The 24,639-nt window shown below is 66.4% G+C and carries 20 protein-coding genes and 1 pseudogene; 17 read left to right on the top strand and 4 right to left on the bottom strand.

The window, feature by feature from the left end; all coding sequences use genetic code 11:
* The first annotated feature begins 14 nt into the window (after positions 1 to 14).
* The 6 genes and pseudogenes from hflC to SY91_RS12155 all read left to right on the top strand — a co-directional run bounded on the left by hflC (position 15) and on the right by SY91_RS12155 (position 6,657).
* Positions 15 to 914, top strand: a complete 900-nt coding sequence (gene hflC, locus SY91_RS12180) for a protease modulator HflC (RefSeq protein ID WP_006478684.1) — start codon at positions 15 to 17, stop codon at positions 912 to 914.
* A 36-nt stretch (positions 915 to 950) separates the two neighbouring features.
* Entirely contained in the window at positions 951 to 1,142 is a 192-nt protein-coding gene (locus SY91_RS12175; RefSeq protein ID WP_006478685.1) for a DUF2065 domain-containing protein, read from the top strand.
* A gap of 112 nt (positions 1,143 to 1,254) precedes the next feature.
* Positions 1,255 to 2,403, top strand: a complete 1,149-nt coding sequence (locus SY91_RS12170) for an ATP phosphoribosyltransferase regulatory subunit (protein WP_011549695.1) — start codon at positions 1,255 to 1,257, stop codon at positions 2,401 to 2,403.
* A gap of 113 nt (positions 2,404 to 2,516) precedes the next feature.
* Positions 2,517 to 3,862 (top strand): annotated as a pseudogene (locus SY91_RS12165) (adenylosuccinate synthase).
* A 7-nt stretch (positions 3,863 to 3,869) separates the two neighbouring features.
* Positions 3,870 to 4,466 (top strand): phosphoribosyltransferase, encoded by a 597-nt coding sequence (locus SY91_RS12160; RefSeq protein ID WP_006478688.1) that lies wholly within the window; start codon positions 3,870 to 3,872, stop codon positions 4,464 to 4,466.
* Positions 4,467 to 4,740: 274 nt separating this feature from the next.
* Positions 4,741 to 6,657, top strand: coding sequence for a potassium transporter Kup (locus SY91_RS12155; RefSeq protein ID WP_006478689.1), 1,917 nt, complete (start codon positions 4,741 to 4,743; stop codon positions 6,655 to 6,657).
* Between the two features lie 89 nt (positions 6,658 to 6,746).
* Here the strand turns inward: SY91_RS12155 and SY91_RS12150 are convergent, their stop codons facing one another.
* On the bottom strand, positions 6,747 to 9,071 hold the full coding sequence (locus SY91_RS12150) for a Tex family protein (RefSeq protein WP_023477357.1): 2,325 nt from the start codon (positions 9,069 to 9,071) through the stop codon (positions 6,747 to 6,749).
* A 164-nt stretch (positions 9,072 to 9,235) separates the two neighbouring features.
* Between SY91_RS12150 and SY91_RS12145 the strand changes: the two genes are divergently transcribed.
* From SY91_RS12145 to SY91_RS12135, 3 genes are all read left to right on the top strand, one after another.
* Entirely contained in the window at positions 9,236 to 9,988 is a 753-nt protein-coding gene (locus SY91_RS12145) for a hypothetical protein (RefSeq protein WP_006478691.1), read from the top strand.
* Between the two features lie 76 nt (positions 9,989 to 10,064).
* A complete protein-coding gene (locus SY91_RS12140) occupies positions 10,065 to 10,280 on the top strand; it encodes a YdcH family protein (protein ID WP_006478692.1) in 216 nt (71 codons plus the stop codon).
* Between the two features lie 55 nt (positions 10,281 to 10,335).
* On the top strand, positions 10,336 to 12,585 hold the full coding sequence (locus SY91_RS12135) for an ATP-dependent DNA helicase (RefSeq protein ID WP_023477359.1): 2,250 nt from the start codon (positions 10,336 to 10,338) through the stop codon (positions 12,583 to 12,585).
* Between the two features lie 121 nt (positions 12,586 to 12,706).
* On the opposite strand, the gene SY91_RS12130 is transcribed toward SY91_RS12135, so the two are convergent.
* Positions 12,707 to 13,531, bottom strand: coding sequence for an outer membrane protein assembly factor BamD (locus SY91_RS12130; protein ID WP_011549700.1), 825 nt, complete (start codon positions 13,529 to 13,531; stop codon positions 12,707 to 12,709).
* 41 nt (positions 13,532 to 13,572) lie between these two features.
* On the opposite strand from SY91_RS12130, the gene SY91_RS12125 reads away from it, so the two are divergent.
* The 7 genes from SY91_RS12125 (at position 13,573) to SY91_RS12095 (ending at position 21,945) form a co-directional block, all read left to right on the top strand.
* Positions 13,573 to 14,781: an RluA family pseudouridine synthase gene (locus SY91_RS12125; protein WP_043888321.1), complete on the top strand. Its 1,209-nt coding sequence runs from the start codon at positions 13,573 to 13,575 to the stop codon at positions 14,779 to 14,781.
* A gap of 6 nt (positions 14,782 to 14,787) precedes the next feature.
* Positions 14,788 to 15,627: a peptidoglycan editing factor PgeF gene (pgeF, locus tag SY91_RS12120; RefSeq protein WP_185920941.1), complete on the top strand. Its 840-nt coding sequence runs from the start codon at positions 14,788 to 14,790 to the stop codon at positions 15,625 to 15,627.
* 355 nt (positions 15,628 to 15,982) lie between these two features.
* The gene (gene phaC / locus SY91_RS12115) at positions 15,983 to 17,848 is read left to right on the top strand and encodes a class I poly(R)-hydroxyalkanoic acid synthase (protein WP_006478698.1); all 1,866 of its coding nucleotides are present in this window, start codon (positions 15,983 to 15,985) and stop codon (positions 17,846 to 17,848) included.
* A gap of 99 nt (positions 17,849 to 17,947) precedes the next feature.
* On the top strand, positions 17,948 to 19,129 hold the full coding sequence (locus SY91_RS12110; protein ID WP_006478699.1) for an acetyl-CoA C-acetyltransferase: 1,182 nt from the start codon (positions 17,948 to 17,950) through the stop codon (positions 19,127 to 19,129).
* 134 nt (positions 19,130 to 19,263) lie between these two features.
* On the top strand, positions 19,264 to 20,004 hold the full coding sequence (locus SY91_RS12105; RefSeq protein WP_006491801.1) for a 3-ketoacyl-ACP reductase: 741 nt from the start codon (positions 19,264 to 19,266) through the stop codon (positions 20,002 to 20,004).
* A gap of 119 nt (positions 20,005 to 20,123) precedes the next feature.
* Positions 20,124 to 20,690, top strand: a complete 567-nt coding sequence (gene phaR / locus SY91_RS12100) for a polyhydroxyalkanoate synthesis repressor PhaR (RefSeq protein WP_006478701.1) — start codon at positions 20,124 to 20,126, stop codon at positions 20,688 to 20,690.
* 412 nt (positions 20,691 to 21,102) lie between these two features.
* Entirely contained in the window at positions 21,103 to 21,945 is an 843-nt protein-coding gene (locus SY91_RS12095) for a lysozyme inhibitor LprI family protein (RefSeq protein ID WP_185920940.1), read from the top strand.
* A 112-nt stretch (positions 21,946 to 22,057) separates the two neighbouring features.
* Here the strand turns inward: SY91_RS12095 and SY91_RS12090 are convergent, their stop codons facing one another.
* Together SY91_RS12090 and SY91_RS12085 are read right to left on the bottom strand one after the other, a co-directional pair.
* Positions 22,058 to 22,312, bottom strand: a complete 255-nt coding sequence (locus SY91_RS12090; protein ID WP_006478703.1) for a hypothetical protein — start codon at positions 22,310 to 22,312, stop codon at positions 22,058 to 22,060.
* Positions 22,313 to 22,456: 144 nt separating this feature from the next.
* A complete protein-coding gene (locus SY91_RS12085; protein ID WP_185920939.1) occupies positions 22,457 to 22,720 on the bottom strand; it encodes a transporter suffix domain-containing protein in 264 nt (87 codons plus the stop codon).
* A gap of 557 nt (positions 22,721 to 23,277) precedes the next feature.
* On the opposite strand from SY91_RS12085, the gene rimO reads away from it, so the two are divergent.
* On the top strand, positions 23,278 to 24,639 hold the full coding sequence (gene rimO, locus SY91_RS12080; RefSeq protein ID WP_011549710.1) for a 30S ribosomal protein S12 methylthiotransferase RimO: 1,362 nt from the start codon (positions 23,278 to 23,280) through the stop codon (positions 24,637 to 24,639).

Genomic DNA, 24,639 nt, shown 5'->3' with positions numbered 1-24,639 from the left:
AGGGAGCGCAGAACATGAACCGAATCATTGCGCTCGTCGTCGCAATCGTGATCGTTGCCTTCGCGGCATCGTCGACGGTCCTGACCGTCGATCCGCGCCATGCGGCCGTGCTGTCGGGGCGCGACGGTACGCAGCCGGAACTCGCGGGCCCCGGCGTCCACTTCAAGCTGCCGCCGCCGCTGCAGACGGCCACGCTGATCGACACGCGCCTGCAGTCGCTCGAGTCGGCCGATCCGCTGCAGCTGGCAACCGAAGACAAGCATGACCTGCTCGTCGCGTATGCGGTGAAGTACCGGATCAGCGATCCGATGAAATATTTCACGGCGACGGGCGGCGATCCGGCCGCGGCGGTCGAACGACTGTCGGGCGCGCTGAAGAGCGCGCTCGGCGACGCATTCGGCAAGCGCGCGCTCGACGATGCCCTCGGCGGTCAGCGTGCGATCGCCGATGCGGCGCGCGATGCGGCGAAGGCGCAAGCGTCCGGTTTCGGCGTCGACGTCGTCGACGTCCAGCTGACGCGTGTCGACCTGCCGGCCGCGCAGACGGACGCCGTCTATCAACGGATGATCGGCGCGTTGCGCGACCAGGCGGCCCAGGTGCGTGCGCAAGGTGCGGCCGACGTCGAGCAGATCAAGGCCGACGCCGAACGCGAGCAGCAGGCCGTGCTCGCGAACGCATACAAGTCCGCGCAGACGATCAAGGGCGAGGGCGATGCGAAGGCCGCGACGATCGCCGCCGATGCGTTCGGCCGCGATCCGCAGTTCTATCAGTTCTACGCGAGCCTGCAGGCCTACCGGAATACGTTCAAGCGCAACGACATCATCGTCGTCGATCCCGACAGCGAGTTCTTCCGCTTCATGCGCAGCCCGACGGGCGGTGCCGCACCGGCGGCGCCTGCTCCCCGCAAACATTGACCTTGGGGCGCCGCGTCGAGCGGCGCCGTCGCTCGCATGGACCTGGCTGGCTCGTTGTTGCTCGCAGTAGCGCTGATGCTGATCATCGAGGGGGCGTTCCCCTTCGTGTTTCCCGTCGCCTGGCGCGACACGTTTCGTAGAATAGCCGAGCGGCCGCCGCATCATATCCGGATCGGCGGGCTGATCGTGATGGTGCTCGGGCTTGTGCTGCTGCTGCTCGCGACCTGACGGAGCCCCGATCCGGACGGCGCATCCGCCGTTCGTTCCGCCCGATTTCGAAGTTCCGATTCAACTCGCGGCGCGCGTGTCGCGCGCCGTTTCCCGTCGTAGGACCGTACCGATGTCGACCTGGTTACTTCCCGAGAATATCGCCGACGTGCTGCCGTCGGAAGCGCGCAAGATCGAGGAGCTGCGCCGCAGGCTGCTCGACCGCTTCCGTTCGTATGGCTACGAAATGGTGATGCCGCCGCTGCTCGAGTATCTCGAATCGCTGCTGACGAGCGGCGGCGCCGATCTGCGCCTGCGCACCTTCAAGCTGGTCGACCAGTTGTCGGGTCGCACGCTCGGCCTGCGCGCGGACATCACGCCGCAGGTCGCGCGGATCGACGCGCACCTGTTGAACCGTCAGGGCGTGACGCGCCTCTGCTACGCGGGCCATGTGATGCATACGCGTCCGCGCGGCCTGCACGCGACCCGCGAGCAGATCCAGATCGGCGCCGAAATCTACGGGCACGCGGGGCTGGAAGCCGATCTCGAGATCCAGCAACTGATGCTCGACGCGCTGCACCTCGCGGGCCTGTCGCGCATCCGCCTCGACCTCGGTCACGCGGGCGTGCTCGCGGCGCTGCTGGCGCGCGACGCGCAGGCCGCCGAGCGCGGCGAGTCGCTGTACGACGCGCTGTCGGGCAAGGACGTGCCGCTGCTGAACGAACTCACCGACGATCTCGGCGCCGATACGCGTGCCGCGCTGCGCGCGCTGCCGAACCTCTACGGCGACGCGAGCGTGCTCGCCGAAGCGCGCACGCGCCTGCCGGTGCTGCCGGAAATCACGCGGGCGCTCGACGATCTCGCGCAGCTTGCGTCGCAGGCGAAGGGCGTCGAAGTCGCGATCGATCTCGCCGACCTGCGCGGCTACGCGTATCACAGCGGCGCGATGTTCAGCGCCTACATCGACGGCGTGCCGAACGCGATCGCGCGCGGCGGTCGTTACGACCACGTGGGGCAGGCCTATGGCCGCTCCCGTCCGGCCACCGGCTTCTCGCTGGATCTGCGCGAGCTCGCACGGATTTCGCCGGTCGAGGCGCGCGGCACCGCGATTCTCGCGCCGTGGGCGCAGGACGACGCGCTGGGCGCGGCGGTCGCGGCGCTGCGCGATGCGGGCGAGGTCGTGATCCAGGCGCTGCCGGGCCACGACCACGTGCTCGACGAATTCGCATGCGATCGTTCGCTCGTCGAGCGCAACGGCGCATGGGTGGTCGAACCCCGATAAAGAGGCGTTCGCGGGCCGTGCTTCGGGGTGCATATCGTTGAAGCGAAACGGAAAAATTCGGAATCGCCCGCGAACATAGGTAGAATACGTTTTTAACCAGCTAACGAATCAACATGTCTGCCAGCGCAGTGAACGTGACTCCCGGGCGCAATGTCGTCGTCGTGGGAACGCAATGGGGTGATGAAGGCAAGGGCAAGATCGTCGACTGGCTGACGGACCACGCTCAGGGCGTCGTGCGTTTCCAGGGCGGTCACAACGCCGGCCACACCCTCATCATCGGCGGCAAGAAGACGATCTTGCGCCTCATTCCGTCGGGCATCATGCGTGAAGGCGTCGCCTGCTACATCGGCAACGGCGTCGTTCTGTCCCCGAAGCACTGTTCAAGGAAATCGGCGAGCTCGAAGAAGCCGGCGTGAACGTACGCGACCGTCTGTTCATCTCCGAAGCCACGACGCTGATCCTGCCGTACCACATCGCGATCGACCAGGCGCGCGAGGCGCGCAAGGGCGCGGGCAAGATCGGCACGACGGGCCGCGGCATCGGCCCTGCGTACGAAGACAAGGTCGGCCGCCGCGCGCTGCGCGTGCAGGACCTGTTCGACGCGAAGACCTTCGCCGACCGCCTGCGCGAAAATCTCGACTACCACAACTTCGTGCTGACCCAGTATCTGGGCGGCGCGGCCGTCGACTTCCAGGCCACGCTCGACACGATGCTCGGCTATGCCGACCGCCTGAAGCCGATGGTGGCCGACGTGTCGCGCCGCCTGTACGACGCGAACAATGCGGGCCAGAACCTGCTGTTCGAAGGCGCGCAAGGCACGCTGCTCGACATCGACCACGGCACCTATCCGTTCGTCACGTCGAGCAACTGCGTCGCCGGTGCGGCGTCGGCCGGCGCGGGCGTCGGTCCGCAGAAGCTCAACTACATCCTCGGCATCACGAAGGCGTATTGCACGCGCGTCGGCTCGGGCCCGTTCCCGAGCGAGCTGTACGATGCGGACAACCCGCAGCGCCAGGACCAGATCGGCGTCACGCTCGCGAACGTCGGCAAGGAATTCGGCTCGGTCACCGGCCGTCCGCGCCGCACCGGCTGGCTCGATGCGGCTGCGCTGCGCCGCTCGATCCAGATCAACGGCGTGTCGGGCCTGTGCATGACGAAGCTCGACGTGCTCGATGGCCTCGACGAAGTCAAGCTGTGCGTCGGCTACAAGGTCGACGGCAAGGACGTGGACATCCTGCCGCGTGGCGCGGTCGATGTCGCGCGTTGCGAACCGGTGTACGAGACGTTCGCCGGCTGGAAGGAAAGCACGGTCGGGATCAACACGTGGGACGCACTGCCGGCGAACGCGCAGGCCTACCTCGCACGCGTCCAGGAAGTGGCTGGCGTGCCGGTCGACATGGTGTCGACGGGCCCGGACCGCGACGAAACGATCCTGCTCCGCCATCCGTTCAAGGTGTAATTCCCAGATGACGCAGCAAATCACGATGACGGCGGCAGACTTGATGACCGATCCGCGCAACGACGACAAGAACCTGTGGGTAGGCTGGGACGAGTATCACCGTCTGATCGAGCTGCTCGCGCTCCAGGTGCACGCCTCGGGCTGGAAGTTCGACCAGATCCTGTGCCTCGCGCGCGGCGGCCTGCGCGTCGGCGACCAGCTGTCGCGCATCTATGACGTGCCGCTCGCGATCCTCGCGACGAGTTCGTATCGGGAAGCGGCCGGCACCGAGCAGGGCGAGCTCGACATCGCGCAGTACATCACGATGACGCGCGGCCATCTCGCGGGCAACGTGCTGCTGGTCGACGATCTCGTCGATTCCGGCGTCACGCTCGCCCGCGTGCAGGAGCATCTGAAAGAGCGCTATCCGGCGGTCACGGCCGTGCGTTCGGCCGTGCTCTGGTACAAGGGTTGCTCGAAGGTCAAGCCCGACTATCACACGCAGTTCCTGCCGACGAATCCGTGGATTCATCAGCCGTTCGAGGAGTGGGACACGGTCCGTCCGCACAACCTCGAGGCGTGGATCAAGCGCGGTCGCGCACAGCGCGACGGTTCGGGCGCGTAAGCGGCCGGCCGATCGAAGGAAAGCCTTGTACGGCGCCGCTTGCGGCGCCGTTTTTCATTGGCGCGCGCGTGGCGCCACGCGGGGCGCCTTGCGGACCCGATAGGCAGGCGGCGCGGCCCCGGCTATGATGGCAGCCCTGCCACAGGTCGCGCCGGATTGCATGCGCAGCGTGGATCACGTGGTTCCACGGCAACACGGCAGGGCGGCGTTTCACGGGGGCGCGAGTAGAATAGCGCTCGTTTTGTCCGACCCGGACCCGATTATTACGCTTCATATGAACGACACGACTCACGCGACCGACGCCGCACACTCGCCGCATTCGACGCAACAACACTCGATGCGGGCGCTAGCGATAGCAGCCATCGGCGTCGTGTTCGGCGACATCGGCACCAGCCCGCTGTATTCGCTCAAGGAAGCGTTCAGCCCCGCGCACGGCATTCCGCTGACCGAAGGGTCGATTCTCGGCGTGATCTCGCTGCTGTTCTGGGCCATCTTGCTGGTGGTCGGCGTCAAGTACCTGCTGTTCGTGATGCGGGCGGACAACAACGGCGAAGGCGGCGTGCTCGCGCTGATGGCGCTGTCGCTGCGGCCGCTCGACTCGAAAACCCGTGTCGCGGGCGCGCTGATGGCGCTCGGGATATTCGGCGCGTGCATGTTCTACGGGGACGCGGTGATCACGCCGGCGATTTCCGTGATGTCGGCCGTCGAAGGTCTCGAGATCGCGACGCCGCACCTCTCCCATCTCGTGCTGCCGATCACCATCGTGATCCTGATCGCGCTGTTCTGGATCCAGCGGCACGGTACCGCGCTGGTCGGCAAGCTGTTCGGCCCGATCATGGTGCTGTGGTTCGTCGTGATCGCGGCGCTCGGCGTGTACCACATCGTTCGCGTGCCGGGCATCATCGCGGCAATCAACCCGTATTACGCGGCGTCGTTCATGGCCGACCACCTGTTGCAGGCCTACGTCGTGCTCGGCTCGGTCGTGCTGGTGCTGACCGGCGCGGAAGCGCTCTATGCGGACATGGGCCACTTCGGTGCCAAGCCGATCCGGTACGCCGCGTACGGGCTCGTGATGCCGTCGCTCGTGCTGAACTACTTCGGTCAGGGCGCGCTGCTGATCCAGAATCCGAAAGCGATCGAAAACCCGTTCTTCCTGCTGGCACCCGAATGGGGGCTGCTGCCGCTCGTCGTGCTGTCGACGGTCGCGACCGTGATCGCGTCGCAAGCGGTGATTTCCGGCGCGTACTCGCTGACGTCGCAGGCGATCCAGCTCGGCTACGTGCCGCGCATGAAGGTGCTGCATACGTCCGAGCTCGCGATAGGCCAGATCTACGTGCCGGTCGTGAACTGGCTGCTGCTGGCCGTGATCCTCTGTATCGTCGTCGGTTTCAAGAGCTCGGACAACCTCGCGGCTGCGTACGGCATCGCGGTGACGGCGACGATGGTGATCACGACCGTGCTCGCGTGTGTCGTGATGGTGAAGGTGTGGAACTGGAACCGGCTGCTGGTCGGCGCGATCATCGCGGTGTTCCTTGCGATCGACCTCGGCTTTTTCGGCGCAAACCTGCTGAAGGTCGCGCAGGGCGGCTGGCTGCCGCTCGGCATCGGCGCGTTGCTGTTCTTCCTGCTGATGACCTGGTACAAGGGGCGTCACATCGTCAAGGAACGCACGGCGGCCGACGGTATTCCGCTGGAGCCGTTCCTGCAGGGGCTGCTCGCGCATCCGCCGCACCGGGTGTCCGGCACCGCGATCTACCTGACCGGCAACGACAAGTTGGTGCCCGTCAGCCTGCTGCACAACCTGAAGCACAACAAGGTCCTGCACGAGCGGACCATTTTCCTGACGTTCGTCACGCGCGACATTCCGTACGTGCGCGACGACAAGCGCCAGAGCGCGCGCGACGCGGGCGGTGGCCTGTACATCGTCAAGGCCGAGTACGGCTTCAACGAGACGCCGGACGTGAAGGCCGTGCTCGAGGAATTCGGCCGGACGCACGACATGACGTTCGAGCTGATGGACACGTCGTTCTTCCTCGCGCGCGAAACGGTCGTGCCGACGCATCTGCCGGGGATGTCGATCTGGCGCGAGCGCGTATTTGCGTGGATGCACCAGAATGCCGCGAAGCCGACCGATTTCTTCGCGATTCCGGCGAACCGCGTCGTCGAGCTCGGGACGAAGATCGAGATCTGATGGAGCGCGGCGCGCGCCGCGTTTGTCCAGATAATGAAAAAGCCCGCCTTTCGGCGGGCTTTTTTATACGCCGACGGCTGTTCGCGTGCTCAGCGCTTCAGCTTCGCGAATGCCGCGGCCATCGCGCCGGCCGGCTCCGGTTCGCGCGAACGCTGCGGGCGGGCGGCGCCGCGCCCCGCATTGCCGCGATCCTGGCCGCCGCGCGACGTCATGCCGGGCGCTGCCGCGTCGTCGTCGAGGCGCATCGTCAGCGCGATGCGCTGGCGCTTCACGTCGACGTCGATCACCTTCACCTTGACGACCTGGCCGGCCTTCACGACTTCGTGCGGGTCCTTGATGAACTTCGTCGACATCGCCGACACGTGGACGAGGCCGTCCTGGTGCACGCCGATATCCACGAACGCGCCGAACGCCGCGACGTTCGTCACGACGCCTTCGAGCGTCATGCCCGGCACGAGGTCCGCGACCTTCTCGACGCCTTCGCGGAACGTGGCCGTCTTGAATTCCGGACGCGGATCGCGCCCCGGTTTCTCCAGTTCGGCCAGGATGTCGCGCACGGTCGGCAGGCCGAAACGTTCGTCAACAAATTCAGACGGCGACAGGCCCGACAGCGCTTCGCGGTTGCCGAGCACGTCGTCGATGCGCTTGTTGATCTTCGCGAGCATCCGCTCGACGACCGGATACGCTTCCGGGTGCACCGACGAGCGGTCGAGCGGGTTCTCGCCGCCGTTGATGCGCAGGAAGCCGGCGGCCTGTTCGAAAGTCTTGTCGCCGAGGCGCGGCACCTTGCGCAGGTGCTCGCGCGACGGGAACGGGCCGTTTGCATCGCGATAGTCGACGATGTTGCGCGCGAGCGTCGCGTTCAGGCCCGACACGCGGGCGAGCAGCGGGGCCGACGCGGTATTCGCGTCGACGCCGACCGCGTTCACGCAATCCTCGACGACCGCGTCGAGCGAGCGGGCGAGTTCGCGCTGGTTCACGTCGTGCTGGTACTGGCCGACGCCGATCGCCTTCGGCTCGATCTTCACGAGCTCGGCGAGCGGGTCCTGCAGGCGGCGGGCGATCGACACGGCGCCGCGCAGCGACACGTCGAGATCCGGGAATTCCTTCGCGGCGAGCTCGGACGCCGAGTAGACCGACGCGCCGGCTTCCGACACGACGATCTTCTGCAGCCGCAGCTCCGGGTGTTTCGCGATCAGTTCGCTCGCGAGCTTGTCGGTTTCGCGCGATGCGGTGCCGTTTCCGATGCTGATCAGCTCGGCCTGCGTCTGCGCGGCGATGCGCGCGAGTTTCGCGATCGAGCCGTCCCAGTCGCGGCGCGGCTCGTGCGGGTAGATCGTGTCGGTCGCGAGCACCTTGCCGGTGCGGTCGACGACCGCGACCTTCACGCCCGTGCGCAGGCCGGGGTCGAGGCCGATCACGGCCTTCGGGCCGGCCGGCGCGGCCAGCAGCAGGTCGTTCAGGTTGCGCGCGAACACGCGGATCGCTTCGGTTTCGGCCGTTTCGCGCAGCTGCGTGAGCAGTTCGTTCTCGATATGCGGCTGCACCTTCACGCGCCAGCACCAGCGGCAGACGTCGGACAGCCATTTGTCGGCCGGGCGATTCTGGTTCGCGATGCCGAAATGGCGCGCGATCATCGCCTCGCCGGGATGCGGTACCTGCGCGTCGAGCTCTTCGCCGAGGCCGAGCTTGATCGTCAGCACGCCCGCGTTGCGGCCGCGGAACAGCGCGAGCGCACGGTGCGACGGCACGGTCTTGATCGTTTCCGCGTAGTCGTAATAGTCGCGGAATTTCTCGCCTTCCTCGTTTTCCTTGCCCTCGACGACGGCCGACGACACGACGCCCTGGTTGTGCAGGTAGTCGCGCAGCTTGCCGAGCAGTTCCGCCGTCTCGCCGAACTGTTCGGACAGGATGTCGCGCGCGCCGTCGAGCGCGGCCTTCGCGTCGGCGACGCCCTTGTCGGCGTCGACATACGCGGCCGCCTCGGCCTGCGGGTCGAGCAGCGGGTTCGCGAGCAGCGCGTGCGCGAGCGGCTCGAGGCCGGCTTCGCGGGCGATCTGTGCACGCGTGCGGCGCTTCGGCTTGTACGGCAGATAAAGGTCTTCGAGCACCTGTTTGCTGTCGGCCGCGTCGATCGCGGCACGCAGTTCGTCGGTCAGCTTGCCCTGTTCGTCGATGCTCGACAGGATCGCGGCGCGGCGATCCTCGAGTTCGCGCAGATACAGGAGGCGTTCCTCGAGGTTGCGCAGCTGCGTGTCGTCCAGGTTGCCGGTCACTTCCTTGCGGTACCGGGCAATGAACGGAACGGTCGAGCCTTCGTCGAGGAGTTGCACGGCCGCCGCGACCTGGCGCGGCTGGACGGACAGTTCGGTGGCGATGCGCTGTACGATCTTGAGTGCTACGGTTTCCGTCATGTCGTGGATGGTCTGTCTGCCTGCTGAAATCGCGGCGCGGGCCGGCAGCCCCGGAGCGGCGGGCTGCCCGGCGGGCCCGACGGGCCAGAGGCCGCGGGTGAATGAAGCGGGGCATTTTGCCATAAATGGCGGAGCGTCCAGCCGGGGGTGATAGAATTTGACACATGTCCCGCAGCTTTCCTACGACGTTGCCAACTTCCCGCATTTCTCTCGTCGCGCTCGGCGCAGCGCTCGCCGCGGCTTTGTCTGCCGGGCCTTCCGGTGCATTTGCGCAGGCCACTGGCGCCAGCGCGCCGGACACCGTCGCGTCCGCACCCGTTGCAGCCTCCGCCGCCCCGGATTTCGACGCCCGTCAAAAAGTGCTCAATCAACGCTCCGCGGAAAACGATTATCGTTATGCGCTGGCGGAGCACGACTGTTACAGCAAGTTCTTCGTCAACCACTGTCTCGGCAAGGCGCGCGACCAGATGCGCGAGGAGCGGGCGAGCATTCGCCAGGAGCAGCTCGCGCTGAACGACGAGCAGCGCGCGGTGCGTGCGCAGCAGCGCGACCAGCAGCAGGCGTTGAAGCAGGCCCGGAACGAGGCGGAAGCGCCGCAGCGGGCAGCGAACGACGCGGCGAACGCGGCTGCATTCCGCGACAAGCAGGAGCAGAATGCACTGAAGCAGGCGCAGCGCGGCGCGGAAGGGCCACAACGCGCGGCGAGCAAGCAGGCATACGACCAGAAGCAGGCGGATTTCCAGCGCAAGCTCGACCAGGCGCATCAGCAGGCGGCGCAGAAGGCGCAGGAGCGGGCGGACAACGCCACGCGCTACGAGCAGAAGCAGAAGGAAGCCGCGCAGCACAAGGCCGATGTCGAGCGGCGTCAGCAGGAAGCGGCCGAGAAGGCCAAGCAGCAGCAACAGCAGGGGCAGTAACGTGTTGAATTGATCGGGATCAGTCTCGGGCGCGTCGGCACGCCAGTCGTCGCGCTGCTTCGATGAGGAGGCAACTATGCAAAACCGTCACACGGAACAGCAGCAGGAATTGCACAACCGTTTGGCTGCATTGCAGGAGCAGCACCAGCAGCTCGCTCGGGAGATCGAGCTGAAGGAAGGACACTCCGACATCGACGACATCACGCTGCACCGGCTGAAGAAGGAAAAGCTGGCGGCCAAGGACAAAATCATTTTGCTGCAATCGCAGCTCGAACCGGATAAGCGCGCCTGAGCGCGGCCTGGCAAGCGCCGGCGCCGCCCGGGCGCTGGACACAGGAACGCTTGCCTTGAATTCACCGCTTGAAGCCACCCCCGATGCCCGGCGTGACACGACGTCCGCCGGGCGCGTTCGTGCGTCCGAAGGCACCTTCGAGCTGAGCCGCAAGCGCGTCGACGAGCTCGACACGATCTTTGGCGAAGGCGGGTTGCTGGCGCGCGCGCTCGATGGGTACCGGCCGCGTACGTCACAGATCGAGATGGCGCGCGCGGTCGCGTCCGCGATGGAGGCATCCGCGCGCCGGATGCCCGAGCCCGAGATCTTCGAAACCCGCAAGCGGCCGGCACGCCGCTTGGGCGACGCCGACAAGACGGCCGGGGCGGCCGCGGACGATGCCGCGGCAACCGAATCCGACAGCGACGCAGGCGACAACACGCTGATCGTCGAGGCCGGCACGGGTACCGGCAAGACCTACGCGTATCTGGTGCCCGCGATGCTGTGGGGCGGCAAGGTGATCGTGTCGACCGGCACGAAGCACCTGCAGGACCAGCTGTTCCAGCGCGACATCCCGACCGTGCGCAATGCGCTCGCGGTGCCGGTGTCGGTCGCGATGCTCAAGGGCCGCGCCAACTACCTGTGCCACTACTACCTGCAACGCACGGCCGACAACGGCCGGCTGCCGTCGCGGCAGGACACGGCCTATCTGCAGGAAATCGTCCGCTTCGCGAAGATCACGAAGAGCGGCGACAAGGCCGAACTCGCGAGCGTGCCGGAAAATGCGCCCGTGTGGTCGATGGTCACGTCGACGCGCGACAACTGCCTCGGCCAGGAATGCCCGCACTACAAGGAATGCTTCGTGATGCAGGCGCGGCGCGAGGCGCAGCAGGCCGACATCGTCGTCGTCAACCATCACCTGTTCTTCGCGGACATCATGCTGCGCGACACGGGGATGGCCGAGCTGCTGCCGAATGCGAACACGATCATCTTCGACGAAGCGCATCAGCTGCCGGAGACGGCGACGCTGTTCTTCGGCGAGACGCTGTCGACCACGCAGATCCTCGAGCTCGCGCGCGACACGGTCGCCGAAGGCCTGAGCCATGCGCGCGACGCGGTCGAGTGGGTGAAGCTCGGCGGCGATCTCGAGCGTGCGGCGCGCGACCTGCGCCTCGCGTTCGCGGACGGCCAGATCGTGCGTATGTCGCTTGCGCAGCTCGGCGACGATCACCCGATGTTCGGTGCGCTCGACGCGCTCGACGTGGCGCTCGATGCGCTTGCGTCGGCGCTCGCGAGCCAGGCCGAGCGCGCGGAATCGCTCGGCGCGTGCCTGCGGCGCGCGCGCGAGCTGCAGGACCTGCTGGCCGGCTGGGTCGCGCCCGGCGCGGCGGAAGCGGCCGCGCAAGCCGACGCGGCAGCGGCCGGCGACAAGGCGGCAGCCGACGGCGATCCGAACGAGAAGGTGCGCTGGGTCGAGGTGTTCGCGCATACCGTCCAGCTGCACGAAACGCCGCTGTCGGTCGCGCCGATCTTCGCGAAGCAGCGTGCGGGCGTGCCGCGTGCATGGGTGTTCACGTCGGCTACGCTATCGGTGCGCGGCGATTTCACGCACTACGCGGCGCAGATGGGCCTCAGCTCGCGTCGTTCGATGACGCTCGCCAGCCCGTTCGATTACCAGTCCCAGGGGCTGCTGTACGTGCCGCGCAACCTGCCGCAGCCGTCTTCGCCGGCGTTTACCGATGCCGTGTTCGATGCCGCGCTGCCGGCGATCGAGGCATCCGGCGGCGGCGTGTTCATGCTGTGCACGACGCTGCGTGCGGTCGACCGGATCGCGTCGAAGCTGCGCGACGTGATCGAATCGCGCGGCTGGAACACGCCGCTGCTCGTGCAGGGCGACGCAAGCCGCACCGAGTTGCTCGATCGCTTCCGCGCGTACGGCAATGCGATCCTGGTAGGTAGCCAGAGCTTCTGGGAAGGCGTCGACGTGCGCGGCGATGCGTTGTCGCTGGTCGTGATCGACAAGCTGCCGTTCGCGCCGCCGGACGATCCGGTGCTGGCCGCGCGGCTCGATGCGTTGACGAAGAAGGGGCTGAGCCCGTTCGCGGTGCACCAGTTGCCGCAGGCCGTGATCACGCTGAAGCAGGGCGCGGGCCGGCTGATTCGTGCGGAGACGGATCGCGGCGTGCTGATGATCTGCGACACGCGGCTCGTCGACAAGCCGTACGGGCGCCGGATCTGGCAAAGCCTGCCGCCGTTCAAGCGCACGCGCGAGATCGCGGTCGTGCAGGATTTCTTCGACGAGCACCGGTCGGACAAGCGCGTGTGACCGCACGCGCGGCGCCTGTCGCGTGAACGCCCCGGCATCGCCCGAATGCGGCGCCAATAAAAAACCCGGCTCGATGGCCGGGTTTTTTGTGTGCGCAACGGATGTTACATCGCGCCGTGCTTCAGAACTGCCACCACGATTTCTTCGCACCGGGGCGCGAATGGCCCGTCACGTACGGGCTGTCGGGGAACGTGCCCGCGAGCACGCGCTTGGTGTCCTCGGCGAGTTCCGGCTGGTTCAGCTTGCCGTACGACAGGATCATGATGTGCAGCGCATCCTCGATCGCCGGCGCGCCCTTGTAGTCCTTGATCGCGAGCTGCGCGCGGTTGATGGCCGCGACATACGCGCCGCGACGATAGTAGTAGTCGGCCGCGTGCACTTCGTGCGACGCGAGAGCGTTGACGATGTAGCGCATCCGCGCGGCCGCGTCGGGCGCGTACTTGCTCTTCGGGAAGCGATCGACCACGACCTTGAACGCATCGTACGATTCGCGCAGCGCCTGCGGATCGCGCTCGCTCATGTCCTGGCCGGAGAAACGCCCGAACAGGCCGAGATCGTCGTTGAAGTGGATCATCCCCTTCAGGTAGTACGCGTACGGGATGTCCGGATGATCGGGGTGGAGCTGGATGAAGCGATCGACGGCCTGGTCGGCTGCTGCTGCTTCGTTATCCTTCCAGTTGCAGTATGCAACGTTGATCTGCGCCTGTTGCGCGAAATGGCCGAACGGATCGCGGCCTTGCAGCGATTCGAAATATTTCGCGCACTTGCCCCAGTCGCCGCCGGACAGTGCGTCCTGGGCCTCTGAGTATAATTTGTTGTTCGACCAGGTAGCCGTCTCGTCCTGCTTCTGCGGCAAGCCGTGGCAGCCGGCGATGAGGGCCGCGGCCGCTACCGCCGCAGCCCGGGCGGCGACGGTTCTGGCCGTGCGTTTGGTCGAATTCATCATGCTCGCATGTCCTAGCTTCAAGTCTCGGTGACCCAGTCTAAATGACCCGTTCAAGTTCGCAGAATGCCCAGCCGGGCACACCAAATCGCGGAGATTATAGCCCAAGCGATCGGCCCGCCGACGCTGCGTCGGGGGATTCCCTCGATGACGATCTGGCCGGTGACGCGATGCAGCCGCCCGTCGTGCCGTCCGCGGCGGTCGACGAGGCGCCGCGCGTCGTCGAAGTGCCGCTGTCACTCGCGGGTGAACGCCTCGACAAGGCGCTTGCCCAGCTGTTCCCCGAATTCTCGCGCAGCCGCCTGCAGAGCTGGATCGAGGCGCAGCGCGTGCTCGTCGACGGCGCGCCGGCGAAGATCCGTCAACCGGTGCCGCTCGGCGCGAAGATCGCGCTCGTGCCCGATCTGTTGCCCGAGCAGCTCGCGTTCACGCCGGAGCCCGTGCCGCTCGACGTGATCTACGAGGACGACGCACTCGTCGTCATCAACAAGCCGGCCGGCCTCGTCGTGCATCCGGCCGCCGGCAACTGGAGCGGCACGATCCTCAACGGTCTGCTGCATCGCTACGGCGACGCGGCCGCCGGCCTGCCGCGTGCGGGGATCGTCCACCGGCTCGACAAGGAAACCTCCGGCCTGATGGTGGTCGCCCGCACGCTGGCCGCGCAGACGGACCTCGTGCGCCAGCTGCAGGCCCGCACGGTGAAGCGCCGCTATTTCGCGCTCGTGTGGGGCACGATGCCCGAGGAGGGCACGATCGACGCGCCGATCGGCCGCGATCCGCGCGAGCGTACGCGCATGGCCGTCGTCACCGGCGCGTCGGGCAAGCCCGCGCGCACGCATTTCCGCACGGTTGACACATGCCTGTGGCAACGTCAGCCGGTTTCGGCGATTCAGTGCGATCTCGAAACCGGCCGCACGCACCAGATCCGCGTGCACTGCGCGCACGCCGGGCATCCGCTGCTCGGCGATCCGGTTTACGGCCGTGCGCGCGGCAAGCGCTCGGTCACGCCGCTGCCGGACGGATTCGCACGACAGGCGCTGCATGCGTGGCGGCTCGGCCTCGTGCATCCGGTCACCGGCAAGGCGATGCAGTGGCGCTGTCCGCTGCCGGACGACATGAACACGCTGGTCGCCGCGCTGGGCTTCGGGCAGGGCGACGAGGAATTCGACGACGACGACGGTGTCTACGACGATGACGACTTCGGCGGCGAGTATCACGACGACGAGCCGTACCTGGACGACGAGGAGGAGTGAGTGCCGATGACGAACCTGGCGCCGTTGACGTGGCAGGACTGCGTGCAGCCCGACTGGCAGGTGTCGCCACGCGTGCGCGCGCTGATCACGACGCGCGACGGTGGTGTGAGCGAGGGCCCGTACGGGCGCTGGCAGGACGGTGTGGCGCTGCCGGGCGGGATGAATCTCGGCCTGCATACCGGTGACGATCCCGACCATGTCGCCGTCAATCGCGCGCGCGTGCTCGCCCTCGCCGGGCAGGCGAGCGCCGCATGGCTCGAGCAGGTTCACGGTGCGCGGATCGTGCAGGCGGACGAGGTGATCGCCGCGGCGCCTGCGGCCACGGCGCCGGTGCAGGCCGACGCGAGCGTCACGAACCAGGCGGGCGCCGTCTGCGTGGTGATGGTGGCCGATTGCCTGCCCGTGCTGCTGTGCGACGCGCAGGGCCGCGCGGTCGGCGCCGCGCATGCGGGCTGGCGCGGGCTGGCGGCCGGCATCGTCGAGCAGACGGCGGCGCGCGTCGCGGCGCTCGCGGGCGGCGCGACGGACGCGCTCCATGCGTATCTCGGCCCGGCGATCGGCCCGCGGGCGTTCGAGGTCGGCGCCGAGGTGCGCGACGCGTTTCTCGACACGGCTGCGCAGTCGGAGCATGATGAAACCCGTCATGCGTTCGTTGCCATCGACGGCGCGCCCAGCAAGTTTCTTGCCGATCTCTACGCGCTCGCGCGCCTGCGGCTCGTGCGTGCGGGCGTGGCGCACGTGAGCGGCGGGACGGCTTGCACGGTCGCCGAACCCGCGCGCTTCTATTCGTACCGGCGCGACCGTGTGACGGGCCGCATGGCCGCGGCAATCTGGCTGGCCGATTGATCGCATGCGCATGCGCGGGTTTTGTTGCGTCGCGAAATCGGGTTATCTCGATATTGAGGCGGCAATGCGGCACTGCATGCGCGACTGAATGAAAAATCCCGGAGTCAAGTCAAGCAAAATGTTTTATGTTTCGCCGGAACCCTTGTCCCGTCTGTCGTGCGCGGATTATCTCCGTGAAATGTTCAGTAGTTTGATCGGGCGCTTCACATGGGGAAAACGATAATGATAAAAATACCGCACTGCGGCAGAATCTGGAAACGCCTCTCCAGAGCATGACGGCCCGGCTCGCAGCCGGCACGCCGCGCGCGAGCAGGATTTCACGATTGACGCTCACGAATCACCGGTAAGGCAGGTAATGACAGCATCGAAAAATTCGTCGACGTCCGCGCATGCGGGCACTTCCGCGGGCAGCACCGGTTTTGATCCGGCCGCCCAGCCGATGCAGCAGATGTTCGAGTCGTGGTTGAACGCGTGGCGCGGTTTTGCCGATCCGGCGCGTGCCGCGACGGCCTCGGCCACCGTCAATCCGTTCGCGACATTCCAGTTCCCGACATCGTTTCCGTTCCAGCTGCCGTCGATGCCCGACTTCGGCGCGATGGCGTCGCCGTTCGCGGGGCTGAAGCTGCCGGTCGCCGCGATTCCGCCCGAACGGCTCCAGGCATTGCAGGCCGACTACGCGCGCGATTGCATGACGCTGATGCAGCAGGCGGCCGCCGCGAAGCTCGAGTCGCCGGAGTTGAAAGACCGCCGCTTCAGCGGCGACGCATGGAAGGCGTCGCCCGCGCATGCGTTCGCGGCTGCGTGGTATCTGCTCAACGCGCGTTATCTGCAGGAGCTGGCCGACGCGCTGCAGACCGATCCGAAGACGCGCGAGCGCATTCGTTTCACGGTCCAGCAATGGACGGCCGCTGCCGCGCCGAGCAACTTCCTCGCACTCAATCCCGATGCACAGAAATCGATCATCGAGACGCAGGGCGAAAGCCTGCGGCAGGGGATGATGAACCTGCTCGGCGACCTGCGGCGCGGCAAGATTTCGCAGACCGACGAATCGCAGTTCGTGGTTGGCAAGAACCTCGGGTGTACCGCGGGCGCGGTCGTGTACGAGAACGACCTGATCCAGCTGATCCAGTACACGCCGAAGACGGACAAGGTGTTCGAGCGGCCGCTGCTGATCGTGCCGCCGTGCATCAACAAGTTCTACATCCTCGACCTGCAACCCGAGAATTCGCTCGTCGCGCACGCGCTGTCGAACGGCCATCAGGTGTTCCTCGTGTCGTGGCGCAACGCGGATGCGTCGGTCGCGCACAAGACGTGGGACGACTACATGAACGAAGGGCTGCTCGCGGCGATCGACGCGGTGCAGCAGATCAGCGGCCGCGAGCAGATCAACACGCTCGGCTTCTGCGTCGGTGGCACGATGCTCGCGACCGCGCTCGCGGTGCTCGCCGCCCGCGGCGAACATCCGGCCGCATCGATGACGCTGCTCACCGCGATGCTCGACTTCACCGACACGGGCATTCTCGACGTGTTCGTCGACGAGGCGCACGTGCAGATGCGCGAGCAGACCATCGGCGGCAAGAACGGTACGCAACCGGGGCTGATGCGCGGCATGGAGTTCGCGAACACGTTCTCGTTCCTGCGGCCGAACGATCTGGTGTGGAACTACGTCGTCGACAACTACCTGAAGGGCCGCACGCCCGCGCCGTTCGACCTGCTGTACTGGAACAGCGATTCGACGAGCCTGCCGGGCCCGATGTACGCGTGGTACCTGCGCCATACCTATCTCGAAAACAAGCTGCGCGAACCGGGTGCGTTGACCGTGTGCGGCGAATCGGTCGACCTGTCGCTGATCGACGTGCCGACCTTCATCTACGGGTCGCGCGAGGATCACATCGTGCCGTGGCAGACCGCCTACGCATCGACGTCGATCCTGTCGGGTCCGCTGAAATTCGTGCTCGGCGCGTCGGGGCACATCGCGGGCGTGATCAATCCGCCGGCGAAGAAGAAGCGCAGCTACTGGGTCAACGAGGGCGACCTGCCCGAATCCGCGGACGACTGGTTTGCCGGGGCGACCGAGCAGCCGGGAAGCTGGTGGACGACGTGGGTCGAGTGGCTCGACGCATACGGCGGCCGCAAGGTCGCGCCGCCGGCCCAGCCGGGTTCCGCGCAATTCCCGGTGATCGAGCCGGCGCCCGGGCGCTACGTGTTGCAGCGCGATTGACGAAAACCGGACAGCGGCGCACGCTGTCCGGTGCACCGTAGTTTTTTTAACAGGGCCGGTAACGATGCGCCGTGTCGTGCGGGCCTGGAGGAAAGGGAAATGACGGATGTAGTGATCGTATCGGCCGCGCGGACCGCGGTCGGCAAATTCGGCGGCTCGCTCGCGAAGATTGCGGCGCCCGAACTGGGCGCGACGGTGATCCGCGCGGTGCTGGAGCGTGCGGGCGTGAAGCCCGAGCAGGTCAGCGAAGTGATCATGGGCCAGGTGCTGACGGCCGGCTCCGGGCAGAACCCGGCGCGGCAGTCGTTGATCAAGGCGGGGCTGCCGACGGCCGTGCCGGGGATGACGATCAACAAGGTGTGCGGCTCGGGCCTGAAGGCCGTGATGCTGGCGGCGAACGCGATCATCGCGGGCGACGCGGAGATCGTGGTCGCGGGCGGCCAGGAGAACATGAGCGCGTCGCCGCACGTGCTGCCGGGCTCGCGCGACGGCTTCCGGATGGGCGACGCGAAGCTGGTCGACACGATGATCGTCGACGGCCTGTGGGACGTGTACAACCAGTACCACATGGGTATCACGGCGGAGAACGTCGCGAAGGAATACGGGATCACGCGCGAAGAGCAGGACGCGTTCGCGGCGCTGTCGCAGAACAAGGCGGAAGCCGCGCAGAAGGCCGGCCGTTTCAATGACGAGATCGTGCCGGTGTCGATCCCGCAACGCAAGGGCGAGCCGCTGCAGTTCGCGACCGACGAGTTCGTGCGTCACGGCGTGACGGCGGAGTCGCTCGCCGGGCTGAAGCCGGCGTTCTCGAAGGACGGCTCGGTGACGGCGGCGAACGCGTCGGGGCTGAACGACGGCGCGGCGGCGGTGCTGGTGATGTCGGCGCAGAAGGCGGCGGCCTTGGGCCTGACGCCGCTGGCGCGAATCAAGGCGTACGCGAACGCGGGCGTGGACCCGAGCGTGATGGGCATGGGCCCGGTGCCGGCGTCGCGCCGTGCGCTGGAGCGCGCGGGCTGGACGCCGGGCGACCTGGACCTGATGGAGATCAACGAGGCGTTCGCGGCGCAGGCGCTGGCGGTGCACAAGCAGATGGGCTGGGACACGTCGAAGGTGAACGTGAACGGCGGGGCGATCGCGATCGGCCATCCGATCGGCGCGTCGGGCTGCCGGATTCTGGTGACGCTGCTGCACGAGATGGCCAGGCGCGACGCGAAGCGCGGGCTGGCGTCGCTGTGCATCGGCGGCGGGATGGGCGTCGCGCTTGCGGTCGAGCGTCCGTAACCGGCCGTCCGTAGCCGGCCGTTCGCCATCGGCAAACCGAATCCGTGCGCCGGCCGATTGCGGCTTCGGCCGGCGTCACGTGAAGTCAGAGGGGGCTCCGGCAGCTCTCGAAACCAAAAAATGGAGTGAGATTTATGTCTCAGCGAATTGCGTACGTAACGGGCGGGATGGGCGGCATCGGCACCAGCATCTGCCAGCGCCTGTCGAAAGACGGCTTCAAGGTGGTCGCAGGTTGTGGCCCGAACTCGCCGCGCCGGGTGAAATGGCTCGAGGACCAGAAGGCGCTCGGGTACGACTTCATCGCGTCGGAAGGCAACGTCGGCGACTGGGACTCGACCAAGGAAGCGTTCGACAAGGTCAAGGCCGAAGTCGGCGAGATCGACGTGCTGGTCAACAACGCGGGCATCACGCGCGACGTCGTGTTCCGCAAGATGACGCATGAAGACTGGACCGCCGTGATCGACACCAACCTGACGAGCCTGTTCAACGTGACGAAGCAGGTGATCGACGGGATGGTCGAACGCGGCTGGGGCCGCATCATCAACATTTCGTCGGTGAACGGCCAGAAGGGGCAATTCGGCCAGACGAACTACTCGACCGCGAAGGCCGGCATTCACGGCTTCACGATGTCGCTCGCGCAGGAAGTCGCGACGAAGGGCGTGACGGTCAACACCGTGTCGCCGGGCTACATCGGTACCGACATGGTGAAGGCGATCCGCCCCGACGTGCTCGAGAAGATCGTCGCGACGATCCCGGTGCGGCGTCTCGGCGGCCCCGAGGAAATCGGCTCGATCGTCGCGTGGCTCGCGTCGAACGATTCCGGCTTCGCGACGGGCGCCGACTTCTCGCTGAACGGCGGCCTGCACATGGGCTGAGCGTCCGGGCTGCGCCGGCCGGGTGGCCGCGCAGCCGGGCGTTTTCCGAAGGCCCCCGCCTCCCGGATTCGGGCGGCGGGGATTCGTCACTTGCGCTACGCTGCACTCAAAGGCGTTACATGACTACTACAAAGAAGACGGCCGAACGGCTCATCAAGAAGTACCCGAACCGCCGGCTCTACGATACAGAGACAAGCACGTACATTACGCTGACCGACGTGAAGCAGCTCGTGCTGGAGCAGGAGGATTTCAAGGTCGTCGATGCGAAATCCAATGAAGACCTGACGCGCAGCATTCTCCTGCAGATCATCCTCGAAGAGGAAAGCGGTGGCGTGCCGATGTTCTCGTCGTCGATGCTGTCGCAGATCATCCGTTTCTACGGTCATGCGATGCAGGGCATGATGGGCACGTACCTGGAAAAGAACATCCAGGCATTCATCGACATCCAGAACAAGCTCGCGGATCAATCGAAGAACCTCTACGAAGGTAACGCGATGAATCCGGAAGTCTGGTCGCAGTTCATGAACATGCAGGCGCCGATGATGCAAGGGATGATGACGAGCTACATCGAGCAGTCGAAGAACATGTTCGTGCAGATGCAGGAGCAGATGCAGAACCAGGCGAAGTCGATGTTCAGCACGTTCCCGTTCAAGCAGCCGGGCACGCCGGAGCCCGAAAAGAAGTAACGGTTTCGCGGCAGGCCGGCCGTGGCGGCGCGAGCCGCCGGGCGTCGGCGCCGCGAAGCGGGGCGGTCGGTCGCCGGCGTGCATTCGGGCACGACGATGCGCGGTTGCCGTCTGCCGGAAGAAATCGCCGACGGTCGTCCAGGATCGTCGGCACCGAATGCCCGTGCCCGGTATGCGCGGGCATTGTCCTTCTCCAGTCGATCGAGATCCAGTCCATACGAATGAACGCCGGGACGCGTCGAGCCTGGTGGGGCGCGTTCGTGTCCGCGTGGGCGCTCGCCTGTCGTACCATAAGCGGCGCTGCACGGAAGCGGCTTTTGGCGAACGCGATAGCGGTTCCCACCTAGGGCGAGAGGTGCGATGCCGCGTCGATGCGCAGCGGCCGAGAAAAACAAACCGACTGAGAGAAAGCATGCGAGGGATTCGAACGGCATCGACCGGCAGGCTGGCCGGTCTTGCTGCGATGTTCATGACGGGTGTCGGCGTGGCCTTGCCGGGCTTTGCAATGGATTGCGCGAAAGCCGTCCAGCCGATCGAGAAGCGCATTTGCGCGAACCCCGCGCTGCGCGCGGCCGATGCGCGGTTGAATGCGGCCTATGCGGGCGCGCTGAAGGCCGCGCCGGACGCCGCCGTCCGCGGCATGCTGGTGCGTAGCCAGCGCCGCTGGCTCGACGCGCGGAACAAGCGCCTCGATACCGATTACGAAGGCCATCGGCTGGCCGTCGACGAAGTGCGCAAGGCCTTCGATCGGCGCACCGCCGTGCTGGCCGACCGATCGGGCGAAGGGCTGATCGCGCGAGCACTGGCTGAACGGCAGTGGCTCGCGAAATACAGCGGCGGCCCGCTGGCCGGCTTCGATGCAAACTGCGATTTCATCCCCGACGATGCGAGTGGCGCGCATGTCTCTTATGCGTGTTTCGGCGCGACTCACGTGCAGCATCATGCGCGGGTGTGCAGCCAGAGCGAGGACTGGGCGACGGGCGCGGTCTACCAGTATCGTCTGGTGAGCGCGGCCGATGGCGGGAAGGTGCATCCGGTGGCGTTCTGCGAAGCGCAAGGCGCGCATGCATGCGACAGCGGCAGCGCGCAGGCGGGATGGGTGCGTGCCGCGGCGCCCGGCGGCGAGAGCCGTACACCCGCGCCGGTGATGGGCCTGCCGCAGCTCGATGCCGAATTGTGGCCGCTCGGCGATGGCGGCGATGCGGCGTGGTTCGACCGGTGTCTGACGGCGCCGGTGTTTCCGGATGCGTATTGACGCGCAGCGTTCGGTGTTCGAGCAAGACCCGCCATGACGGACGGGTCTTTTCATTGCGTCGGCGGGGATTGCGCACGCGGCCTGTGGCAATCGCGACGCGTTGAGTCGCGACTCAGTGCGCTGGGCCGAAGTCCTGCTCGTCGTCCGACGGCGGCAGGTCGAGCACGAGCTTGACGGCGCTGTAGTTGGCCTTGAGCGAGAACACGCGGCCGATCACGAGAAACGTCTGCCGGGAGTTTTCGAGTTCGACGAAGTCGCCGGGCTGCGGCACGTGGGCACCCTGGTCGTAGGAAAAGCTGGTGCTGGTTTGTTCGCCGATGGCTTCTGCGGCGTGTTCGGTGAATTCGATCGTGAGATGGGTAGTCATGCGAGCCCCGTTGGGTCGATTGAAGGGAGTGGATGCCGCGATTTTCGCATAGCGGCCGATCGCCGCCGTGCCGATTCTTGGTCGGCGCGTTTGATCGACGGGGCGTTGCGTCTTTGCTGACATTCGGCCACCGGCGACAGCGCATTATTTCCCGGCGCCGCTCGCGCTTTTCCTTGAAAAGCGCCGAGTCGCCCATCCTTTTATCTCGGCCCAGTATTCCTTTCCCAGCAGCGCGACGGCAGCGACGAACACGATTTCGCCGATCACGACCAATGCCGGGATCACGAACGCCTTGTTCGGAATGGACGTGAACGGAAGGATCGGCACCGCGATCCAGTACAAGAGCGCGACGCCAAGTAGCGCCAGGCCGGTCTTCTTTCTGATGTTCAGTTGTTTTGCTCGGGGCATCGAAATGTCCTTCTGACGTGGATCGAGCAGCGTGGATTGCCCTGACGTTGCCTGGCCGGGGAAGTCGCGTCCGACGCTCAGCGGGTTTCGTGCTGATGACGCCGGTTCGCGGCAAGGAAATTAATAAACGGAGTGGTTCGTCGCGTTATTTGCGGCAGTGGTGACGGACGTCAATCCCGACCGCCGGGCGGGCGCATGGACATTTGAACGTCGAGTTCGGAATTGGGAGGAAAGGGCGCGTTCAACCAGGAATAGCCAGCCGGCATACCATTGTCCGGGGCACCCGGCACGCATCCGCGCCCATGACCGTTCGCGAGCGGGACAACGAAAAACGACACCTTGGCCCTGTTTTTCATGCAGGCGGCGGCTTCGAAAGCGGGCGGCGATATCTGTCGCCGGGTAGAGCGCGGCAGCAGGGCGGGATCGCGTCGCCCAGCACAGCGATGGGGCGGCTCGTCCGATCCGGCACGCGCTGGCCCTTCCCCGCGCTCATTTTGGCTCGCCGCCCCTAAATCGCTGTAAACTCACGCTTTTGCTGCCACGCCCCCACACTCCAGATGTCCCAATCCCCCAAAGTAGGGTTCGTATCCCTCGGCTGCCCCAAAGCGCTCGTCGATTCCGAACAGATCATCACGCAACTGCGCGCCGAAGGTTATGAAATCTCCGGCAGCTACGACGGCGCCGACCTCGTCGTCGTGAACACCTGCGGCTTCATCGACGAGGCCGTGCAGGAAAGCCTCGACGCGATCGGCGAAGCGCTGACCGAGAACGGCAAGGTCATCGTCACCGGCTGCCTCGGCGCGAAGTCGAGCGCGAGCGGCTCGAACCTGATCGAGGAAGTCCACCCGAAGGTGCTCGCGGTCACCGGCCCGCACGCGGTGGGCGAAGTGATGCAGGCCGTGCATTCGCACCTGCCGAAGCCGCACGACCCGTTCGTCGACCTCGTGCCCGCGGCCGGCATCAAGCTCACGCCGCGTCACTACGCATACCTGAAGATCTCCGAAGGCTGCAACCACCGCTGCACGTTCTGCATCATCCCGTCGATGCGCGGCGACCTCGTGTCGCGTCCGGTCGCCGAAGTGATGCTGGAAGCCGAGAACCTGTTCAAGTCGGGCGTGAAGGAACTGCTCGTGATCTCGCAGGACACGAGCGCATATGGCGTCGACGTGAAGTACCGCACGGGCTTCTGGAACGGCAAGCCGATCAAGACGCGCATGACCGACCTGGTCGCCGCGCTCGGCGAACTCGCCGCGCAGTACGGCGCGTGGGTGCGCCTGCACTACGTGTATCCGTATCCGAGCGTCGACGAAGTGATTCCGCTGATGGCCGAAGGTGCGTTCAAGGGCCACGTGCTGCCGTATCTCGACGTGCCGTTCCAGCATGCCCACCCGGAAGTGCTGAAGCGCATGAAGCGTCCGGCGAACGCCGAGAAGGTGCTCGAGCGCGTGCAGAAGTGGCGCGAGATCTGCCCGGACCTGACGATCCGCAGCACGTTCATCGCGGGCTTCCCCGGCGAGACGGAAGAACAGTTCGAAACGCTGCTCGACTTCATCCGCGAAGCGGAACTCGATCGCGTCGGCTGTTTCGCGTATTCGCCGGTCGAAGGCGCGACCGCGAACGACCTGGACGGCGCGCTGCCGGACGAGGTTCGCGAGGAGCGTCGCGCGCGCTTCATGGAAGTGGCCGAGGAAGTGTCGGCGAACCGCATGCAGCGCAAGGTCGGCAAGACGCTCAAGGTGCTGATCGACGAAGTCAGCGCGGAAGGCGGCATCGGCCGTACGGCCGCCGATGCGCCGGAGATCGACGGCGTCGTCTACGTCGAGCCGGCGGCGAAGGCATCGAAGCGCTACAAGGTCGGCGATTTCGTCTCCGTGAAGATCACGGGCGCCGACGGCCACGATCTGTGGGGCGAGGTGTAA

It is taken from the genome of Burkholderia cenocepacia, from assembly GCF_014211915.1.
Classification (GTDB): domain Bacteria; phylum Pseudomonadota; class Gammaproteobacteria; order Burkholderiales; family Burkholderiaceae; genus Burkholderia; species Burkholderia orbicola.
Note: the sequence above shows the minus strand (reverse complement) of the source record. Positions and strands in the feature narration are given on the sequence as shown.

What these genes read in the sequence shown, in the direction of transcription:
- hflC (WP_006478684.1), top strand. Translation starts at nt 15, where the DNA reads ATGAACCGAATCATTGCGCTCGTCGTCGCAATCGTGATCGTTGCCTTC.
- SY91_RS12175 (WP_006478685.1), top strand. Translation starts at nt 951, where the DNA reads ATGGACCTGGCTGGCTCGTTGTTGCTCGCAGTAGCGCTGATGCTGATC.
- SY91_RS12170 (WP_011549695.1), top strand. Translation starts at nt 1,255, where the DNA reads ATGTCGACCTGGTTACTTCCCGAGAATATCGCCGACGTGCTGCCGTCG.
- SY91_RS12160 (WP_006478688.1), top strand. Translation starts at nt 3,870, where the DNA reads ATGACGCAGCAAATCACGATGACGGCGGCAGACTTGATGACCGATCCG.
- SY91_RS12155 (WP_006478689.1), top strand. Translation starts at nt 4,741, where the DNA reads ATGAACGACACGACTCACGCGACCGACGCCGCACACTCGCCGCATTCG.
- SY91_RS12150 (WP_023477357.1), bottom strand. Translation starts at nt 9,071, where the DNA reads ATGACGGAAACCGTAGCACTCAAGATCGTACAGCGCATCGCCACCGAA.
- SY91_RS12145 (WP_006478691.1), top strand. Translation starts at nt 9,236, where the DNA reads ATGTCCCGCAGCTTTCCTACGACGTTGCCAACTTCCCGCATTTCTCTC.
- SY91_RS12140 (WP_006478692.1), top strand. Translation starts at nt 10,065, where the DNA reads ATGCAAAACCGTCACACGGAACAGCAGCAGGAATTGCACAACCGTTTG.
- SY91_RS12130 (WP_011549700.1), bottom strand. Translation starts at nt 13,531, where the DNA reads ATGATGAATTCGACCAAACGCACGGCCAGAACCGTCGCCGCCCGGGCT.
- SY91_RS12125 (WP_043888321.1), top strand. Translation starts at nt 13,573, where the DNA reads ATGACCCGTTCAAGTTCGCAGAATGCCCAGCCGGGCACACCAAATCGC.
- pgeF (WP_185920941.1), top strand. Translation starts at nt 14,788, where the DNA reads ATGACGAACCTGGCGCCGTTGACGTGGCAGGACTGCGTGCAGCCCGAC.
- phaC (WP_006478698.1), top strand. Translation starts at nt 15,983, where the DNA reads ATGACAGCATCGAAAAATTCGTCGACGTCCGCGCATGCGGGCACTTCC.
- SY91_RS12110 (WP_006478699.1), top strand. Translation starts at nt 17,948, where the DNA reads ATGACGGATGTAGTGATCGTATCGGCCGCGCGGACCGCGGTCGGCAAA.
- SY91_RS12105 (WP_006491801.1), top strand. Translation starts at nt 19,264, where the DNA reads ATGTCTCAGCGAATTGCGTACGTAACGGGCGGGATGGGCGGCATCGGC.
- phaR (WP_006478701.1), top strand. Translation starts at nt 20,124, where the DNA reads ATGACTACTACAAAGAAGACGGCCGAACGGCTCATCAAGAAGTACCCG.
- SY91_RS12095 (WP_185920940.1), top strand. Translation starts at nt 21,103, where the DNA reads ATGCGAGGGATTCGAACGGCATCGACCGGCAGGCTGGCCGGTCTTGCT.
- SY91_RS12090 (WP_006478703.1), bottom strand. Translation starts at nt 22,312, where the DNA reads ATGACTACCCATCTCACGATCGAATTCACCGAACACGCCGCAGAAGCC.
- SY91_RS12085 (WP_185920939.1), bottom strand. Translation starts at nt 22,720, where the DNA reads ATGCCCCGAGCAAAACAACTGAACATCAGAAAGAAGACCGGCCTGGCG.
- rimO (WP_011549710.1), top strand. Translation starts at nt 23,278, where the DNA reads ATGTCCCAATCCCCCAAAGTAGGGTTCGTATCCCTCGGCTGCCCCAAA.